Here is a 16,631-nt window from a genome sequence, read left to right as displayed (position 1 = left end):
TCATTGTCGGGCCTGAGGGATGGCGGCCTGTGCGCGATGCGGGGCCGCACAGGCGAGTCGCCCCTGCGTTTTTGGCTTTGCCACGGGGGGTGCGCCCGGTTCGGGCGCGCTCAGCCCTGGGGGTAGACGGATCAGGAACGGGCGGTGCGCAGGGAGACACGGTTTGGCCGGGTCTCTTAATGGCTGGTCGTTTCGCAGGCCGACGTCGCGCTGGATGGTTCAGAATTCCTGATCGCCCGCTTGCTGCCAGGGCTGCACCAGGTTGCCGAAACGGGTGAAGCGACCCTCAAAGCTGAGGTCAACCGTGCCAATCGGGCCGTGACGCTGCTTGCCGATCACCACCTCGGCCTTGCCGTGCAACCGTTCCATTTCTTCCTGCCATTTCGCCATGGCTTCCAGATCGTGATCGCCCGGTTTTTCGCGCTCTTTGTAGTATTCCTCGCGGAACACGAACATCACAACGTCCGCATCCTGCTCGATCGAGCCCGATTCCCGCAGATCGCTCAGCTGGGGGCGTTTGTCCTCGCGGTTTTCCACCTGACGGGACAGCTGGGAGAGGGCAACCACCGGGATATCGAGCTCTTTTGCGATGGCTTTCAGCCCCATGGTGATCTCGGAGATTTCGTTCACCCGGTTTTCAGACCGGCCCGTGCCGCGCACAAGCTGCAGGTAGTCGACCATCAGCACATCAAGCCCGTGGGTCCGTTTGAGACGGCGCGCGCGGGCGGCGAGCTGGGAGATGGGCAGGGCAGGCGTGTCATCAATAAAGAGCGGGCAGGCTTCCAGCGCCTTGGCGGCATCCACAAAGCGGCGGAATTCGGCCTCGGTCATATCGCCGCGACGGATCTGTTCGGAGGGTACTTCTGATGCTTCTGACAGAATCCGCGCGGCGAGCTGCTCGGCGCTCATCTCAAGTGAGTAAAACCCGACGACACCGCCTTCGACAGCGCCTTCGGTGCCGTCCGGGCCCACACCTTTTTTGTAGGCCTTGGCGATGTTGAAGGCGATATTGGTCGCCAGCGAGGTCTTGCCCATAGAAGGACGCCCCGCAAGGATCAGCAGGTCCGAGCGGTGCAGCCCGCCCAGTTTTTTGTCCATATCGATCAGCCCGGTGGACACGCCCGCGAGGCCACCTTCGCGCTGGTAGGCCGCGTTGGCAACATTAACCGCGTCCGTTACCGCGCTGAGAAAGCTTTGAAATCCGCTTTCCGTCTGGCCCTGTTCGGCCAGCGAATAAAGCGCCTGTTCGGCCTCGACAATCTGTTCTTTGGGCTCTGAGGCCACGTCTATCTTTGCGGCCTTGTCCGAGATTTCCCGACCCAGCGAGATCAGATCGCGGCGCACCGACAGATCATAGATCATCTGCGCATAATCGCGCACGGCAAAGGCAGACACAGCCGCCCCGGCCAGGCGGGCGAGATAGGCCGGGCCGCCGAGTTCTTTCAGGCCTTCGTCATCCTCCATAAACGCCTTGAGCGTGACGGGAGAGGCCAGGTTGTTTTTGGCAATGCGCGCGGCGGCAATATCAAAAATGCGCGCGTGCACCGGATCATAAAAATGTTTCGCGCCGATGATGGAGGCGACCCGGTCATAGATGTCGTTGTTGGTCAGAATGGCGCCCAGCAACTGCTGTTCTGCCTCAATCGAATGCGGCATTGTATCGGGCGACTGCACGTCTACACCGGTCGGATTGAAGGCCGAAATCTCGTTCATGACTGTCCCTGTTCGCGCACTTGCTGCTCGCTTCCGTGCTTCATTGTCACGGTCCAACTGTTCTAGCAAAAACCTCTGTGCAAATCCATGTGGAATGGTTCCCGGGATAAGCCGGGTATATCCCTGTGCACAAGTTTTCAGACGCCGGATGTTGTCTCTGGCTCAGAGGTTACCACAAAATCCAGGCCGATCCGAGCGATTCTGACAGGCTTTGTGCCCGTCTTGTGGACAGAAAATTATTTCCTGTGTTCTTCCTGCCATTTACGCGGATCGTTCAGAAATTTCTCGACCCCCGCCAGGGTCTCCGCGTCGAAGGCCTGCTGGTTTCTGGCCTCGGCCAGCACGTCCCACCAGGTGCACAGGCTGTGCAGCTCAACCCCGTGATCGCCCAGCGTCTTTTCGGTTTCGGGGAAGATGTCATAATAGAAAATCACCGCCGTATGTCCGCAGGTGGCGCCGGTTTCCCGAATCGCATCCACAAAAGACAGTTTGGAACCGCCGTCTGTTGTCAGGTCTTCGACCAGCAGCACGCGCTGGCCTTCGGTCATGGCGCCCTCGATGCGCGCATTGCGCCCGTAGCCTTTGGGTTTTTTGCGCACATAGGTCATGGGCAGGGCCATGCGTTCGGCCACAAAAGCCGCAAAAGGAATGCCGGCGGTCTCGCCGCCTGCGATATTGTCGAAAGCCTCAAAACCCGCGTTGCGCATCACCGTAACGGTCAGAAAGTCCATCAGTGTTGCGCGTATCCGCGGGTAACTGATCAGCTTGCGGCAGTCGATATATGTCGGGCTGGGCAGACCGGAGGCGAGCGTGAAGGGCGTTTGGGTGTTGAAGTGAACCGCCCTGATTTCCAGCAGCATCCTGGCGGTGAGGCGGGCCATTTCAGAGGCGTCGGGATAGCTGGTGGGAATCATGATCGGGGTCCTTGCATAGTGGCCGCGGGCGGGAGCCTCCGGCGGGGATATTTCTGGCCAGAAGAAATCAGAGCACTTTCCATGTCAGCGCGAAGCCCGGGTCAAAAACCGTGACGGGCCCGTCATCCGTTTCGATGTGGTCCGGATAATCGGGTGCGCTCTTTTCAAGCGTGATTGTGTCGGTGTTTGCAGGCAGCCGGTAAAAGCCCGGGCCGTTCAGTGACGTGAAGCGTTCAAGATGCTCAAGGGCGTTCTGCTCTTCGAAAACCTGCGCCAGTATCGACAGGGTGTTTGTGGCGGTGAAACAGCCTGCGCAGCCGCAGGGCAACAGTTTGTTTGCGTCTGTGTGAGGGGCGGAATCCGTGCCGAGGAAAAAGCGTGCACTGCCGCTGGTGGCGGCTGTGACCAGTGCCTGCCGGTGCTGTTCGCGCTTGGCCACGGGCAGGCAGTAGTAGTGGGGTCTGATCCCGCCCGCCAGGATGTGATTGCGGTTGATCACCAGGTGATGCGTGGTGATCGTCGCCCCCAGATCGTCCCCCTGCGCGCGGGCGTACTCCACCGCGTCAGACGTTGTAATGTGCTCCATCACGACCCGCAGACCCGGCGTCGCGCGCCGGATCGGATCAAGGACGCGGTCAATAAAGACGGCCTCGCGGTCAAAGATGTCGATATCGCTGTCTGTGACTTCGCCGTGCACGCAGAGCGGCAGGCCGATGCCGGCCATTCTCTCAAGCGTTGCCCGGACGTTGTCAAAGTTGCTCACTCCGCTGGCCGAATTTGTGGTGGCCCCGGCGGGATAGAGTTTGACGGCGTGAACCAGACCGGAGGCATGTGCTGCGGCCACGTCTTCGGGGTTGGTGTCCTCGGTGAGATAGAGGGTCATCAGCGGGGTGAAACCGGTGCCTTCGGGCAGTGCGGCACAAATCCGTTCGCGGTATGCCATCGCCTGGGCTGCCGTGACCACGGGCGGCACCAGGTTGGGCATGATAATCGCGCGGCCAAAGTGTCGTGCTGTTTCAGGAAGGACAGCGCGCAGCATCGCGCCATCGCGCAGATGCAGGTGCCAGTCGTCGGGGCGGCGGAGCGTCAGTGTCGTGGTCATGGGCCTGCGCTAGCACAGGTTCGCCACCAGTGCCAGCATCAGTCTGAGCCCGTGGCTTTGAGGCGTTCCAGACGTGCCGCGAAGCGCGGCGCATTGAGCCGTGCGCTGACATTCTGACACATCAGACGGGCCAGGCCGTCCCGTTCGTCGTGATCAAGCCGGGCCAGCAGACGGCGCAGATAGGGCAGGTGTTCGCGTCTGGCGCGCATATGTCTGGCAAAGAGATGCGGTGTCAGCACGCCTTTGCCCGCAGCCGCCAGCAGGTCGAGCAGGACACCCATCTGCAACAGATCGGTCTGAAGGGCAGCGCCCATATGAGGCAGGGTCAGCCGGGTGACATGAGGCGCATCCATAAGCGCTGCATGCATGGCATCTTCGGTCTGATACGGATCACACAGCACAAAGACCTCTCCCGCCGCCTCCAGCATCTCAGGCGCATAGCCATACCGGGTCACAAAGTCAGTGCGGCGCGCTTCCGTAAAGCGCTGGTCCCAGCCGGCAATTTTCGGATCGAGAGTTGCCTGAGGCTGAACCGCCAGCACCGTGGCCCCGGGGGCGGCGACAGAAAAGACCGCCGCGGCATAGCCACAGGGGCCCGCACCGTAAAAAAGCACCCTGTCGAACTCGTCAAAAAACTCCTCGTCAACAAGGCGGTCAAAATAGCCGTACAGAGCCGCGTCGCGGAACCATGTATCGCCGTCGCTGATCAGTGCCAGATGGGACCAGCGGTGGTTGCGCACCATCTTCCATCCCAGCGGGCGGGCATGTTCCGAGAGCGCGCCGATCCCCTGCAGTGTTTCAAACGTGACCAGCAGCGTCGCGCCATCCTCAACAAAGGCGGCCATGTGCCGGCGGCCCAGACGTTCCAGATAGCCATAAGGCTCCACCAGCCCGGACACTTCGGTGATCCAGTCGGCAGTACTCAATCCCCGCAGGGATGGCCCGAATTCTATTGCCGTGTCCGGCATACGAAACCCCCATTTCGTCAGAACAGACCGGCCCGGAACACACACTCCGGCAGTCCGAAAGGTTTATCGTCACTACGTGGAAACAATGCGGCACAAACACGTCGATTGTTCCCGAAAAGCGGACAAACGCCCCCTCAAAGCCACCCGGATACTACAGGCTGCCGGCCTGCTTGCCCAGAAAAAGCAGCAGGCACGTTCAGTCCGGGCCAGTGCGACGGCAGCCCTATGTCGGGCGGCACAAGGGCGCTTGACGCGACGGACCCATAGTGCAGGGTGACGGGACATATCCCGGAGCCTTTATGACCAAGCCTGAATCCATCGATGCCGTGCAGGAAATGCTTGCTGCAGAAGGATACGTCTGCAACCGCGCGCTGGGGACGGTTGTGTTTTTGTCTTTGTCGCTCGGGCGGCCGCTTTTCCTCGAAGGGGAAGCAGGCGTGGGCAAGACAGAGATCGCCAAAGCGCTGGCTGCCAGCCTCGGGCGGCGCCTCATTCGTCTGCAGTGCTACGAAGGGCTGGACGCGGCCACAGCTGTTTATGAATGGAACTTCCCGGCACAGATGGTGGCGATCCGCACCGCAGAGGCGGCAGGGGATACCAGCCGCGCCGGTTTGCAGGCAGAGCTTTTCAGCGATGACTATCTGATTGAACGGCCGCTGCTGCAGGCGATGCGGCCTGATGCCGCCGGGGCGCCCGTGCTGCTGATCGATGAGCTGGACCGCACCGATGAACCCTTTGAGGCCTTCCTGCTGGAGGCGCTGAGTGACTTTCAGGTGACAATTCCCGAACTGGGCACAATCGTGGCACCCGAGCCGCCCATCGTGATTCTGACCTCGAACCGGACACGCGAAGTACATGATGCCCTGAAGCGACGGTGTCTCTATCACTGGGTCGACTATCCCGACTTTGACCGGGAAATGGACATCCTGAACGCCCGCGCACCCGAAACCTCTGCCAGCCTGAGCCGCGAGGTCGTCGCCTTTGTCCAGGCCCTGCGCACCGAGGATCTGTTCAAAAAACCCGGCGTGGCCGAAACGATCGACTGGGCGAAATGCCTGCTGGCACTGGACGTGATCAACCTCAGCCCCGAAGTTATCGCTGACACACTTGGCGCTGTCCTGAAATATCAGGATGATATTCAGAAACTGCAGGGCTCAGAGGCCAAACGTATTCTCGACGAGGTGCGCGCGACACTGGAACCCGCCTAGTGTCTCTTCTGGCGGTAAATATCCCGGGGGGTGCGGGGGGCAGAGCCCACCGCGAACTTCTGAGATCTGTGCGGACGTCTCATGCCTGAGTACATCCCGCTTGAACTGCCCGAAAACCCAAAGCTGGCGGGCAATATTGTGCATTTCGCGCGGGCATTGCGAAAGGCGGGTCTGCCTGTCGGCACCGGGCGCACCATCGATGCCATTCACGCAGTCGAGGCCGCAGGCTTTACAGACAAGCGGGATTTCTACTGGACGCTGCATGCCTGTTTTGTGAACCGGCCAGAGCACCGGCGCGTGTTCGCCCAGGTGTTCCGGCTCTACTGGCGCGATCCCCGCTACCTGGAGCACATGATGTCCATGATGCTGCCTGCCGTCCGGGGCGTCCAGGAAGACCGCGGGGCCCAGGCGGCAGAAAAGCGCGCGGCTGAGGCTCTGTTGGATGGCGCAGAAGCGCCGGATATGCCGGAGCGCCCGGAAAGCGATGCAGAGGACGAGATCGAGATTGTGGTGGACGCCAGCCAGACCATGTCCGCCGAAGAGCGCCTGCGCAGCCTGGATTTTGAACAGATGAGCACGGCCGAGGTTGCCCAGGCCAAACGTATGCTCGCCCGTCTGACACTGCCGGTCGAACCCATCAGGTCGCGGCGCATGCAGGCCAGCCTGCGCGGGCGCCGGATTGATGCGGCCCGGACCCTGCGACAGTCCATGCGCCAGGGCGGCGAGCTGCACAGTATCGCGCTCAGGACCCAGCGGCCGCGCTGGCCAAATCTGGTCGTGTTATGCGACATCTCCGGCTCGATGAGCCAGTACAGCCGCATTGTGCTGCACTTTCTGCACACGGTGTCCAATGCAAAAGGGGCCGGTTGGGCAAAGGTGCACGCCTTTACCTTTGGCACGCGGCTCACCAACATCACGCGTCACCTGGCGACCCGCGATGTGGATGCAGCCCTGGCCGCAGCGGGGGCAGAGGCGCAGGACTGGGAAGGGGGCACCCGCATCGGTGAATGCCTGGCCACCTTCAACCGCGACTGGTCGCGCCGGGTCATGGGGCAGGGCGCTGTGGTGCTGATCATCACGGATGGGCTGGACAGGGATGATCCCGATGAACTGGCCCGTCAGATGGAACGCCTCAGCCTGTCATCACGGCGTCTGATCTGGCTGAACCCGTTGCTGCGCTGGGAAGGGTTCGCGCCAAAAGCCCAGGGTATCGCGGCCATGCTGCCGCATGTTCACAGTTTCCGCGCGGGCCATTCGATTGAATCGCTGGAGACCCTGGCAGAGGTGATCTCCCGCCCTGATGATGTGGGCGAGAAAACCCGGCTGATGCGGATGATCGGATCCTGACAGACAGCGCGTGGCGGCTGGTGGTTCAGGCGACGGCCCCGGCAAAGCTGCTGCGGTAAATATCGGTCAGGAAGTCCAGCGGTGCCATGGCATTGCCGAACTGAACCACATCGCCGCCAAACTGTCCGACTTCCGTCAGCTCCAGACCGGCCTCCTCTGCCGCGGCGCGCAGTGTCGCCGACTGCGTTTTGGTGCAGGCGATCAGATAGCGTCCCTGATCCTCACCAAAGAGCGTCGGCGTGTCTCCGTCGGTCAGTGTCACTCCCAGCCCTGCGGCCTCTGCCATCTCGAAAGCGGCCAGCGCCAGCCCGCCATCCGACAGATCGGTGCAGGCGCTGATGTGCATGTGGTTTTTGCGGATAAACGTGCCGTGCGCGCGCTCTACCCCCAGATCCACCGCAGGTGCGTCGCCATCCTCGCGGCCAAAGGCCTCGGCCAGCAGCGCAGACTGTCCCATATGCCGGCCCGCAGCCCCCAGCAGCAGGGCGCGGTAGCCTTCACGCACCTCAAACCCGATAATGTCGTCCGTATGGGTGAGCAATCCCACAGCGCCGATTGTCGGGGTCGGCAGAATACCCTTGCCGTCAGTCTCGTTGTACAGCGAGACATTGCCCGACACGATCGGCATATCCAGGGCTGATACAGCTTCGCCGATCCCTTTGATCGCACCCACAAACTGTCCCATGATCTCGGGCTTTTCCGGGTTGCCAAAGTTCATATTGTCTGTTGTCGCCAGCGGCGTTGCCCCCACAGCACAAAGATTGCGGTACGCCTCGGCCACGGCCTGTTTGCCACCCTCAAAGGGGTTAGCTTTGACATATCGCGGCGTGACATCTGAGGTGAAGGCAAGCGCTTTGTCCGTGCCATGCACGCGCACGATACCGGCCCCCAGACCAGGTACGCGCACGGTATTGGCCATCACCATCGTGTCGTATTGCGAATAGACCCACTCCTTGGCCGCGTAATTCGGGCTGGAGATCAGGGCGCGCAGACCGTCAAGCGGGTCGATACCCGCCACCGTCCCCTGATCGATGGCAGGCGGTGTTTCCACCCAGGGGCGGTCATACTCGGGCGCCGTCCCTGCCAGTGACTTGAGCGGCAGATCTGCCTTGGTCTCGCCGTTCAGCTTTATGAGGAAGCGGTCTTCGGCAATTGTCTCGCCCACAATGGCAAAATCCAGGTCCCATTTGTCAAAAACGGCGCGGGCTGCGTCCTCAAGCTCGGGGCGCAGGACCATCAGCATACGCTCCTGGCTTTCCGAGAGCATCATCTCGTAGGCGCTCATGTTCTCTTCGCGGACCGGCACGCATTCCAGATCCAGCCGGACGCCCAGATTGCCCTTGTCGCCCATCTCCACAGCCGAACAGGTGAGCCCGGCAGCGCCCATATCCTGGATCGAGATCACAGCACCGGTGGCCATCAGCTCCAGGGTCGCCTCCATCAGACGCTTTTCGGTAAATGGATCGCCGACCTGAACTGTGGGGCGTTTTTCCTCGATCGTGTCGTCGAACTCGGCGGATGCCATGGTTGCACCGCCGACACCGTCCCGGCCCGTGCGTGCTCCCAGATAAACCACCGGCATGCCCACGCCCGAGGCCGCAGAATAAAAGATGCTGTCCGCATCGGCGAGACCGGCAGCAAAGGCATTGACCAGACAGTTGCCATTATAGGCGGAATGAAAGCGCACCTCTCCACCCACGGTGGGGACGCCGAAACAGTTGCCATAGCCGCCGATACCTTCGACGACACCGTTGACCAGCTGTCTGGTTTTCGGATGCGCGGGGGTGCCAAAGCTGAGCGAGTTCATCGCGGCGATGGGGCGCGCGCCCATGGTAAAGACATCACGCAGAATACCGCCCACACCGGTTGCAGCCCCCTGATAGGGTTCGATGTAGGACGGGTGATTGTGGCTTTCCATTTTGAAGACCACGGCCTGGCCATCGCCAATGTCGACCACGCCCGCGTTCTCGCCCGGGCCGCAAATGACCTGGGGGCCGGTGGTAGGCAGGGTCCGCAGCCATTTTTTGGATGACTTGTACGAGCAGTGCTCGTTCCACATTGCCGAGAAGATACCCAGTTCGGTAAAACTCGGCTCGCGCCCGATGATCTCGAGAATGCGCCGGTATTCCTCGGGGCTGAGCCCGTGGCTGGCGATCAGTTCAGGTGTGATTGCAGGCTCTTGCATGTGCCGATAGTCCCCCGGGCTGGCAGATGATGCGCACCTCTTACATGGGCGGGCGCTGCCATGGAAGAGGAGAACGCCCGCATTCCCCTATGGTGCTTGTTAACGCAGGCGCCGCCGGGCGCGTGATGGGTTCAGGGGCCGTCCTTGGGCGGTGCGGCACCCTGACCTGCCAGACCGGCCTGTACCGCGCCCGAAGCTGCCGCACCTGCCACTTTGGACATGTCAGCAGCTTCCTCTTCGTGGCCCTCGGCGTTCACATTTACACGCACCTCGCGGCGGGCAAACTCGATGCCGTTCTCGTCGAACACGGCCTTGACCCGGTTATAAATTTCCTTGCGCATCATGAACTGTGAGCCCGGGCGGGCCATAAATTTGCCGCGGATCACCATGCCCACGTCGTCGAAATTGAACACGCCCTGGGATTTAAAGGGTTGCAGCATGTCGTCCTTGTAAAGGTCCATTGCCTGGACTTCCTGGCCGATTTTCTTGAAGAGCTTGCGGACTTTTTCCGGGTCGGTGTCAAAGGGCACGGTGAATTTCAGTTTCATGATCACCCAGTCGCGGCTGTAGTTGGTGATCTTGGGGATCTCACCATAGGGCAGCGTGTGCACCAGACCGCGGTGGTGGCGCAGTTGCATCGAACGTACAGAGATTTTCTCGACCGTACCTTTGGTGTCGCCCACCTCGACATATTCGCCCACGCGAAAGGCGTCATCGACCAGAAAGAAGATGCCCGAGACAACATCTGTCACCAGTTTCTGCGCGCCAAAACCGATGGCCAGACCGGCGATACCGGCACCGGCCAGCAGCGGCGTGGTGTCGATCCCCAGCGCGCTCAGTGCAATCAGGGCAAAAAGCACCGCAATGGCCGTATGGGCCGCCAGCAGGATCAGGGGCAGAACCGTCGACAGGCGCGAGCCCCCCGCGCCACCACCATCGCCGCCGATGGCTTCCTCATCCGGCACGGCACCCGAGGCGGTCATTTCAGCCGCCAGCTGGCGATTGACGACCAGCGACACGATTTCCCAGGCCAGATAACCGGCGGCGACAACGATCAGGAATTCGATGATGCTGGCGGCGAACTGCTCGCCAACCGCGCCGGAGGCAATGCGCACAGGCGACATGCCCCAGAAACTGGCGATCTGAATGATCACCAGGCCAAAGACTATTACCCGGCCGATCCGCACCCAGGAACGCTCTGCCGCGACATGCGCGCGTTCTGCTACGATCCCTTCGCCGGACATCTCGGGCATCAGGTGCCGCACGATGCCACGAACGGCAGTATCCATCGCGGGGGCCAGCAGGAGCAGAGCCATGCTTTTGAAGTGGGGGGTGGTGCTGAGCAGCTCCCAGGCCTTGTAGCTGGTCAGGATATTCACCACCCACCAGGTGCCGACAGAGACCGCGATGGCAAACCACGGATATGCCCGGGACACGCGTTCTTCGATGGGGCTGACATCATCATCTGCGCCGCGCATCATGTCCACCAGGCCGAACCGGGCGCGCCAGGCCATCCATACGATATAAAGGTGCACTGCAAGGTTCAGCCAGAAGCCCAGACGGGTCTCACCGGCCTCCAGACCATTGATGGCGTTGAATTCCAGAATAGCCATCATAAAGCCGATCAGCAGCGAAAAGCCCAGAATGTGCCGGCTGAGAAACCGTGCCGTCCTGTCGTCTGTGTTCACAAAGCGGTATTCGGGCTGTTTCGGGGACAGCAGAAACCCGGCAAGCGCCATGGCGATGCGGGGCAGGGCGACGAGGTTGAACAGAATGATGCCGCCATAGGGCAGCATATCGGGCGGCAGGATCGAAAAGGCGACGGTGCGGGCCACAGCAACAAAGACGAATACCCCCAGCAGATCACGGCAGAGCTTTTTGCCCAGCGTGCGGAAAGCGCTGCGGGATGTGTCCCCGGCGGTGTCTGCCGCAGACAGATGCCAGTTGCGCGTGAGGCGGTTTACAACGAATTCAGCAGCAAACCCGGCGGCCAGAATGATCGCGAAAAAGCCAAGCATCTGCAGGATGCCGCTGCCGCCGAAGGTGTCAAAAAAGGTCACAAACGCCTGGGGCTGGCGTTCAAACAGAACCGGCAGTTTCCTGACCGACAGGATGATCTCCTGCACGGCACCGGTTGTTGCATGGTAAAACAGGTTTGCGCCCGCGCCAGAGGCTTCGGCGGCAGCTTCCTGCTGGGCCTCTGCCACGGCATCAAGGCGCTCAAGCAGCAGCTGGCGGATCTGTGCGTCTGTCAGCCCGGCGACCAGGTCCCGCACGGTTTCCGGGGTCAGGTCCTCGGGAACCTCAACGCTGGCAGGCGCGCCTGTGTCCCCGACCGACAGGCCCTGAGCCGTACCGGTACCGGGCAGCGCGAGCAACATCAGCGACATGGCGCAAAGCCATACGAATCGAATAATCATCTGTAATCCCCCGATCAACCAGCGCACACAGACTGGCCTTTTCGACAGGTATTGCAAGCATGACGGTCCGGGGAAACGGATGCTGCCACCTGATGTTGCAGTGCCACTGCAAAAAAAAGGCCGAGCACGAAGCTCGGCCAAGTCCAACAGGGAGGTATGAAGGGCAGAACAGCGTTCCGCCGCCTTCGAATGCTGAAATAGGGTGCACATTGCCGCCAATCAAGGCAGATTATGCACCTGCGGCAGCATGTCCGATATGCGATTTTTGCATAGCTCGCCGGTCAGTCAGATTTCTGTTGATCTCTCAGCAGTTTACGGTAACTGATGATCTCTTCCTGAACGAAATCCTTGAAGGCTGCGACCCGCTGGGAATGCCGCAATTCCTCGGGATAGGCGAGAAAAACAGGCACGTCAGCCGACTCGTGATCGGGCAGCACGCGCACAAGATCCGGAAAGTCCTGCGTGACATAGTCGGGCAGCACACCGATGCCCAGATTGTGCAGCACACCCTGCAAAACCCCGAAATAGTTGTTCACTGTCAGCAGCGAGCGGATGTCATATGTCATCAGGTGCTGTACCAGGCTGCGCCCCGCACCGACCTGATCGCTCTCCGTGTTCTGACAGATCAACCTGTGATCTGCGATATCCTCTATGTCCTGAGGCGCATTGTGTTCTGCCAGGTAGTCCGGCGTCGCATAGAGGCACATGCGGATCATCATCAGTTTCTTTCGGATCAGATCGGCCTGACTGGGTTCTTTCATGCGGATGGCGACATCTGCTTCGCGCATTGGCAGATCCAGAACCCGCTCTTCGAGCATCAGATCGATTTTGAGATCCGGATACCGCTCATAGAGTTTCGGGAGCCTTGGGGCCAGCCAGAGCGTGCCGAACCCGGTTGTGGTTGTCACACGCAGCTCACCAAAGACTTCTTCTTCGCTGTCTCTGATCCGCGCGGATGCGGTGTCCAGCCGGCGAGACATCGCCGAGGTTGCGTCAAACAGCAACTCACCCTGTTCCGTCAGGATCAGCCCGCGCGCGTGCCGGTGAAACAGCGTGGCATTCAGTGATTCCTCCAATCCGCGAATCTGACGGCTGACCGCAGATTGCGACAGATTCAGCTTGTCGCCTGCATGGGTCAGCGACCCTGCATCTGCCACAGCATGAAAAATCCTCAGCTTATCCCAGTCCATGTCGGTTCCCGATTTGGTTTCACCTGGGTTGGTAGCGCTATCTGATCACAAAATACAGGGCCGGGCATCATGTGTGCGTTATTTTATGGGAATAACCCTATACAGGTCAGCTTTTGTGACCTATTATTGCGCCAGATATGTGCAACACTGGAAACGCCGGGGAGGGCGCCTGATGAGCACGCAGAAAATTACACTGAACGACCGCTATGATCTGGAAAAGAGCCAGGTGCTGCTGAACGGCACACAGGCCCTTGTGCGTCTGATGCTGATGCAGAAAGCCCGCGACCGTGCGGCTGGTCTGAACACCGCCGGGCTCGTTACGGGGTATCGCGGCTCGCCGCTCGGGGCGGTGGACATGCAGATGCAGCGCGCCATGAAGCAGCTGACCGAGCATGAGGTCACCTTTCAGCCCGGTCTGAACGAGGATCTTGCGGCAACCGCGCTCTGGGGCAGTCAGCAGGCTGAGCTGCGCGGCGAAGGCCGATATGATGGCGTCTTTGGGCTGTGGTACGGCAAAGGGCCCGGTGTGGACCGCACAGGCGATGTGATGCGCCACGCGAACATGGCGGGTTCGTCCGAATACGGCGGTGTGGTGATGGCCATGGGGGATGATCACACCGGTGAATCCTCGACCGTGCTGCACCAGTCGGAATTTGCCATGGTTGATGCCTATATGCCGGTGGTCAGCCCTGCCGGTGTGCAGGAAGTGATCGACTATGGCCTCTATGGGTTTTCCCTGTCGCGGTATGCCGGCGTCTGGGTTGGTCTCAAAACAATGAAGGACACCATCGAGGTGACATCCGTTGTAGATGGCGATCCGGGGCGGCTGTCATTTGTGACGCCTGACTTTGATCTGCCTCAGGGCGGGCTGAACATTCGTCTGCCCGATGACCGGGTGGACCAGGAAGCCCGGCTGATTGACTACAAAAGATACGCGGCCGAGGCGTTTTCGCACGCCAACAAAATGGACAGGCGCGTCTGGGGCAAACCCGGCGCAAAGATCGGTTTCGTTGCCGCTGGTAAAAACTGGCTGGATCTGGTGCATGCTCTGAGCCTGCTGAACATTGATGCGCAGGAGGCCGAACGGCTGGGCATCACCACCTACAAAGTGGGCCAGACCTGGCCGCTGGACATGAAAGGGTTTCATGACTGGGCGGAAGGGCTCGACCTGATCGTTGTCGTCGAGGAAAAACGCAAACTGATCGAGGTTCAGATCAAAGAGGCGATATTTGATGACCGGCGCGGGCGGCGGGTCTATGGCGGGCGCAAGGAAGGGCAGGAGTTCTTTTCATCGAAATGGGCGCTGGATCCGGTTGATATTGCGCAGAAACTGGGCGAGGTTCTGGTTGAGGAAGGCCGCAACAGTGACGGTATCAAAGCCGGTCTGGCCGTCCTGGACGAGGCACGCCGCGCTGATAACGCCACCGAAATCGCGGCACGGCTTCCCTATTTCTGCTCAGGTTGCCCGCACAACACCTCCACCAAAGTGCCGGAAGGCAGCAGGGCCTATGCCGGGATCGGCTGCCATTTTATGGCGATCTGGATGGATCGCGAAACCTCCGGTTTTACGCATATGGGCGGCGAGGGCGCCAACTGGATCGGCGAAGCACCCTTTTCGACCCGCGATCATGTGTTCCAGAACCTTGGGGATGGCACTTATAACCATTCGGGGGTTCAGGCGATCCGCGCGGCGCTGAGCCAGGGCACGAACATTACCTACAAGATCCTCTATAACGACGCGGTTGCGATGACGGGCGGGCAGGGCAATGACGGTGATCTCTCGGCCCCGCGGATTGTTAGGGAACTGCAGGCGATGGGACTGGCCGAGGTCGCAGTTGTCTATGATGAAAAGGAAGACGTTGATTTCAAAGCGTTTCAGAACGTCGAAATCCACGAGCGTGCCAATTTGCAAAATGTGCAGGCAAAGTTTGCAAAGACCCCCGGCGTGACAGCAATCGTTTATATCCAGACCTGTGCCGCAGAAAAACGCCGCCGCCGCAAGCGCAGGTTGTTTCCGGATCCGGACAAGCGCGTGTTCATCAACACCGATGTCTGCGAGGGCTGTGGCGATTGCGGCGTACAGTCGAACTGTGTCTCTGTTGTGCCAGCAGAAACGGAACTGGGTCGCAAACGGGCGATTGATCAGTCCAGCTGCAACAAGGACTTCAGCTGTGTCAAAGGGTTCTGTCCCTCTTTCGTGACGCTGGAGGGTGCAAAACTGCGCAAAGAACCCACCGCCAGGCTCGATCTGCCGGATCTGGCGAAACCGGAACTGCCACCGATTGATGGCACATTTAACGTCATCATTACCGGGGTTGGCGGCACAGGCGTTGTGACGATCGGCGCTGTGATGGCCCAGGCTGCACATCTGGACGGCAAAGGGGCTGGCATGATGGAAATGGCCGGTCTCGCCCAGAAAGGCGGCGCGGTGCACATTCATTGCCGCCTTGCCGAAGATCCCGGCGATATCAGTGCGATACGTGTCGCGACGGGCGAGGCGGACGCGCTGATCGGCGGTGATCTTGTGGTGTCCGCGGGTGCGAAAACACTCGGGCTGACCCGCCAGGGCCGGACAGGTGCCGTGGTGAACAGCCATGAGATCATCACCGGGGACTTCACGCGCGACACCGAATTCCGCCTGCCGTCAGAGCAGCTCAGCCTTGCTCTGGAGGCACGGCTGCAGGACCGGTTGCAGATGTTTGATGCCTCCGAGCTTGCGCGGGTCACGCTGGGAGATTCGATCTTTTCAAACATGATGATCTTTGGTGCCGCCTGGCAGCGCGGGTACCTGCCGCTGAGCGAGGAAGCGATCCGCGAGGCCATTTCGCTGAACGGGGCTGCTGTAGAGCAGAACCTGCGGGCCTTTGATATCGGACGCTGGGCTGTTGAACACCCTGTGGATGCGGCGTCATTGCTGCAGCCCAAAGTCATTCAGATGCCAAAAACCACCCAAGAGAAGATCGCCTTTCGTGAAGAACACCTGACGGGGTATCAGAGCCGCAGGCTTGCGCGGCGCTACAGACGGTTTGTGGACAGCATCGACGATTCAGAAGTGAAAGCGCTCGCTTTAACATCTTATCATAAACTGCTGTCGTATAAGGATGAATATGAAGTCGCGCGTCTGTTGAAAAGCACGCGCGAAAAAGCCGCTGAGACTTTCGATGGTGATTTCAGGATCACCTATCACCTGGCCCCTCCGATGCTGTCGAAAACAGGTCCTGACGGCCGTCCGCAAAAACGCGCTTTTGGGGCGTGGCTGGAACGCCCGCTGCGGTTGCTGGCCGGAATGAAGCGCCTGCGCGGCACGCCGCTGGACGTGTTCGGATACACGGAGGAACGCCGCATGGAACGCGCTCTGATCCGCCAGTATGAGCGGGACATGAAAGAAGTTCTCCCGTTGCTGGACGCCGCGACGCGGCCGGCCATTCTGGCGCTTGCCGAGCTGCCGATGCAGATCCGTGGGTTTGGTCCGGTGAAACTGGCCAATGCCGAAAGGGCATCGAAGCGCCGCGAAGAGCTTTTGTCGACCATCCGCGCGGGCGGCACGGATACGGCGCGCGCTGCAGAATGAATTTACAGGATTG

Annotated in this window: 10 protein-coding genes; 3 read left to right on the top strand and 7 right to left on the bottom strand. The window is 60.5% G+C overall.

Annotation, left to right across the window (positions count from 1 at the left end):
- Positions 1-219: 219 nt before the first annotated feature.
- The 4 genes from Q1A34_RS04125 to Q1A34_RS04110 all read right to left on the bottom strand — a co-directional run bounded on the left by Q1A34_RS04125 (position 220) and on the right by Q1A34_RS04110 (position 4,697).
- Positions 220-1,713 (bottom strand): replicative DNA helicase, encoded by a 1,494-nt coding sequence (locus tag Q1A34_RS04125; RefSeq protein ID WP_300031120.1) that lies wholly within the window; start codon positions 1,711-1,713, stop codon positions 220-222.
- Positions 1,714-1,949: 236 nt separating this feature from the next.
- The gene (locus Q1A34_RS04120; protein ID WP_300031118.1) at positions 1,950-2,627 is read right to left on the bottom strand and encodes an orotate phosphoribosyltransferase; all 678 of its coding nucleotides are present in this window, start codon (positions 2,625-2,627) and stop codon (positions 1,950-1,952) included.
- Positions 2,628-2,694: 67 nt separating this feature from the next.
- On the bottom strand, positions 2,695-3,729 hold the full coding sequence (gene pyrC / locus Q1A34_RS04115; protein ID WP_300031115.1) for a dihydroorotase: 1,035 nt from the start codon (positions 3,727-3,729) through the stop codon (positions 2,695-2,697).
- Between the two features lie 38 nt (positions 3,730-3,767).
- Positions 3,768-4,697, bottom strand: a complete 930-nt coding sequence (locus tag Q1A34_RS04110; protein WP_300031112.1) for a phosphoadenosine phosphosulfate reductase — start codon at positions 4,695-4,697, stop codon at positions 3,768-3,770.
- 299 nt (positions 4,698-4,996) lie between these two features.
- On the opposite strand from Q1A34_RS04110, the gene Q1A34_RS04105 reads away from it, so the two are divergent.
- Both Q1A34_RS04105 and Q1A34_RS04100 read left to right on the top strand, forming a co-directional pair.
- Positions 4,997-5,905, top strand: coding sequence for a MoxR family ATPase (locus Q1A34_RS04105; protein ID WP_300031109.1), 909 nt, complete (start codon positions 4,997-4,999; stop codon positions 5,903-5,905).
- Positions 5,906-5,986: 81 nt separating this feature from the next.
- A complete protein-coding gene (locus tag Q1A34_RS04100) occupies positions 5,987-7,252 on the top strand; it encodes a VWA domain-containing protein (protein ID WP_300031106.1) in 1,266 nt (421 codons plus the stop codon).
- Between the two features lie 25 nt (positions 7,253-7,277).
- Here Q1A34_RS04100 and purL read toward each other — a convergent pair whose 3' ends face one another.
- The 3 genes from purL to Q1A34_RS04085 all read right to left on the bottom strand — a co-directional run bounded on the left by purL (position 7,278) and on the right by Q1A34_RS04085 (position 13,047).
- Entirely contained in the window at positions 7,278-9,437 is a 2,160-nt protein-coding gene (purL, locus tag Q1A34_RS04095) for a phosphoribosylformylglycinamidine synthase subunit PurL (RefSeq protein WP_300031103.1), read from the bottom strand.
- A 131-nt stretch (positions 9,438-9,568) separates the two neighbouring features.
- Entirely contained in the window at positions 9,569-11,857 is a 2,289-nt protein-coding gene (locus Q1A34_RS04090; RefSeq protein ID WP_300031100.1) for a mechanosensitive ion channel family protein, read from the bottom strand.
- A 281-nt stretch (positions 11,858-12,138) separates the two neighbouring features.
- Complete coding sequence (locus tag Q1A34_RS04085; protein ID WP_300031097.1) at positions 12,139-13,047, bottom strand: LysR family transcriptional regulator; 909 nt, start codon at positions 13,045-13,047, stop codon at positions 12,139-12,141.
- 172 nt (positions 13,048-13,219) lie between these two features.
- Here Q1A34_RS04085 and Q1A34_RS04080 point away from each other — a divergent pair, with 172 nt between their 5' ends.
- Entirely contained in the window at positions 13,220-16,618 is a 3,399-nt protein-coding gene (locus tag Q1A34_RS04080) for an indolepyruvate ferredoxin oxidoreductase family protein (protein WP_300031094.1), read from the top strand.
- The last annotated feature ends 13 nt before the right edge of the window (positions 16,619-16,631 follow it).

The sequence above is a fragment of the uncultured Roseobacter sp. genome, from assembly GCF_947491795.1.
Classification (GTDB): Bacteria; Pseudomonadota; Alphaproteobacteria; order Rhodobacterales; family Rhodobacteraceae; genus Roseobacter.
This window is presented reverse-complemented; position numbering and strand designations above follow the sequence as displayed.